Origin of the sequence: Pseudomonas sp. PNPG3, from assembly GCF_023093815.1 — a bacterium.
Classification (GTDB): domain Bacteria; phylum Pseudomonadota; class Gammaproteobacteria; order Pseudomonadales; family Pseudomonadaceae; genus Aquipseudomonas; species Aquipseudomonas asiatica.
In genome coordinates this window covers 1-247 of record NZ_JALLKV010000305.1, presented here as the reverse complement: position 1 = coordinate 247, position 247 = coordinate 1, and the positions used below count along the sequence as shown (strand labels likewise).

Sequence of the window (247 nt, the reverse complement as noted above, 5' to 3'; positions counted from 1 at the left end):
GGCGCGCGATCGCACGCAGGCGCGGACCTCTACGATGGGGGCATGCCCGATCCCAGCCCTCTCGAGACCGGAGCGGCCCGCCGCCCCGGCCTGCCCGCACGTCGGTCCGACCTGGCCGGCGTCGAGCCCTACGGCGCTCCGCAGATCGACGTCCCGCACCTCCTGACCGTCAACGAGAACCCCTTCGGTCCCTCCGCGGCGCTCGCCGCGGACCTCGGCCGCGCCGTCGCGGAGGCCGCCTCCGCGC

General features: G+C 77.3%; 1 pseudogene. It reads left to right on the top strand.

Annotated features, from left to right (window positions below):
* Positions 1-42: 42 nt before the first annotated feature.
* Positions 43-247: pseudogene (locus tag MJ643_RS31160) on the top strand (hypothetical protein); the annotation flags it as partial.